Here is a 2,496-nt window from a genome sequence, read left to right on the forward strand (position 1 = left end):
CCGTCCAGGAGATCGCCGACGACGCCGATACCCGCTCCGCAAAGCCCTTGCCGCCCTTGGCGGCGCAGGGCAATTCTCCGCCTGACAACCTGCGGGGCACCCTCAGACCCCGTGCCGGGTCGCAGCCCCCAAATACGCCCCGGTACGGTCCACTCCCGGACTAGCTAGCTGACTGTGAATTGGGTGTACATGCCTGCGGTGTAGTGGCCGGGGAGATTGCAAACCAGCTCATAGCGCCCCGGTGGCAACGTGAGAGTCACCCATCCTGACGCGCCGGGCAGGATCCCCTGGCCAGGGCCTTCGCCGCAGCTGCGGGAGGCTTCACCGAGACTGCCCGCCTCATCGATCCTTGCGTCAGCGCCGACCAGGCGTGTGCCGGGGATCAGCTCATCCGGAAGCGGAAGGATGACGAGTTCATGGCTAATGCTTCCCGAATTAGTTGCCAGGAAGGACACCGTGCCGTGCATCACCATGCTCCGGTCTGCTGTCATCCGCATCGCTCCGCCGATACCGTCGGGCCGGTCCATCATGGGTCCACCCATGTTGATCAGCGATACGTCGACGACCTGCCCGGGAAGATCGGGAACCGCGCACCGGGCCCGGGACGCAAAACCGGTGCCCCCTGGATTCACAAGACCACCCGCGAAGCCGACCGCGACTAGCGATAGCGCGGTCAAAAGGATGACGGCCGCCACCCTGAGGATGACTTGGCCGCGGCCGGTCACCGACTTCACTCCTGGCGCCTGAGAGCGGCACGGCGAGCAGTGAACTCCTGCTCATCAATCTCCCCGCGGGCGAAGCGCTCACTCAGGATACGCTCGGCGTCGCGATGCAGCGGCCGCGGCGAAGCCTGGCCTCCTTCTGAGCGGGTCTGCCGGAGCAGGAGCACAACGACGGTAACCACAACTCCCCAGAAAACCAGCATCAGCACGGCCGTGACCACCCACGCGCCAACGCCCCACCCGCTCCCATACCAGCCACCCATCATCTTCAACCCTCCTCCTCCGAAATTAGGGCCGGACAGGTTTCCGGAAACAGAGGCTTAAGCCCGTGGAGGCTGACGCCGGGAACGAACCGCTGTACTTTCGGCGTGGACGGCATACCGGCGGCCATTAGGACCGGAGACTGGGGCCTGACTGTATCCAAGACAAGGTAAAACTATCCGGCCGTCCCGCCTGCGCTGTGTCTCATGAGACATTCGACTTGCACATAAGGGCTCGGGAAACCGCACTGTGCCGCCTCGAGCGCGATCGGCAGGATGACGGGCTGATCGAGCACAAGCGGCGCTACGGGTACAGCGCGCATCGGGTGAAGCTCCTTCTCGAACGCATGTCGAATAGCTAGACTACGCCCCGCGCCGTCGGGGTACAACACGAGAGCGAATGGCATATCCCGCTCACCATTCGATAGACCATTCCGAATGCCTTTCAGATAGACTTGTGGCTCATATACGAGTCGTCTATCGAGAGGAGTGCATCATGGTCGCGACCATCGTTGCAGAGAAGCCGAGCGCAGCACGGGCCATGGCGGCTGCACTGGGAGGCCCGAAGGGTCAGTACCAGGGCGTGGACTACGAGATCACGAACCTGCGAGGTCACCTCTACGAGTTCGTGGCTCCCGACAAGATGGTGGATCCGTCCCTCGCCGATAAGTACCAGAAGTGGGATCTCGGGAATCTTCCCTGGGACCCGGACGACCTGACGTGGAAGCGTGCGCCTCAGCAGAACGTCGGTGATGTCATCAAGAACCTTCGCACCGCCGTCCAGCGCGGTGACGAGATCGTCATCGCCACAGATCTGGATCCCTCCGGTGAGGGCGACCTGCTCTTCTGGGAGGCCATCGACGAGCTCGGCTTCCATGGCAAGCGTTTCTCGCGCATGGAGTTCATGGACGAGGCCGCAGCCTCGATCCAGAAGGCGTTCACCTCGCGCCGGCCTGTGAAGTCGATGCAGGACGAGGGCGACTATCGCAAGGCGATGTACCGCACGCAGTTCGACTTCCTGTCAATGCAGTGGAGCCGGGCCGCGACCAATATGGCGCGCTCGTCCGGCAAGGACACCGTGCTGCGGCAGGGCCGCCTGAAGTCTGCAATGACGCAGCTGGTCGGCGATCAGCTGAAGGCCTACAACGACTACGTGAAGAAGCCGTTCTTCCAGAACCGGTTCCGCGACGAGAACGATGTGATGTACACGAACCCGGAGGAGCCGCGGTTCGACCAGAAGGGCCAGGTGCCCCAGCAGTACGTGGCCTCCCCCGTCGTGCTCGACAGCAAGACGATGAAGCAGACCGCTCCCCCGAAGCTGCTGGATCTGGCAGCGCTGTCCTCGATGCTCGTTGGCAAGGGCGTGAAGGCGAAGTTCGTGCTGGAGACGTACCAGAAGATGTACGAGGCCCAGGTCGTGAGCTACCCGCGCACCGAGGACAAGACCATCACGCCCGAGCAGTTCAACGAGCTTGCACCGCTGGTCGACAAGATCGCCGCGGTGGTCGGAGTCG

General features: G+C 63.2%; 3 protein-coding genes. 1 reads left to right on the forward strand and 2 read right to left on the reverse strand.

The window, feature by feature from the left end; genetic code table 11:
* Positions 1-164: 164 nt before the first annotated feature.
* On the reverse strand, positions 165-734 hold the full coding sequence (locus tag AHiyo1_RS15645; protein ID WP_059389173.1) for a sulfocyanin-like copper-binding protein: 570 nt from the start codon (positions 732-734) through the stop codon (positions 165-167).
* A complete protein-coding gene (locus tag AHiyo1_RS15650; protein WP_059389174.1) occupies positions 731-988 on the reverse strand; it encodes an SHOCT domain-containing protein in 258 nt (85 codons plus the stop codon). Before AHiyo1_RS15650 ends, AHiyo1_RS15645 begins: the two co-directional genes overlap by 4 nt.
* A gap of 490 nt (positions 989-1,478) precedes the next feature.
* Between AHiyo1_RS15650 and AHiyo1_RS15660 the strand changes: the two genes are divergently transcribed.
* Positions 1,479-2,496: DNA topoisomerase (locus tag AHiyo1_RS15660; RefSeq protein WP_148667623.1), on the forward strand; the 1,018-nt coding region annotated here is incomplete at its 3' end.

Origin of the sequence: Arthrobacter sp. Hiyo1, from assembly GCF_001263615.2 — a bacterium.
Lineage (GTDB): Bacteria > Actinomycetota > Actinomycetes > Actinomycetales > Micrococcaceae > Arthrobacter.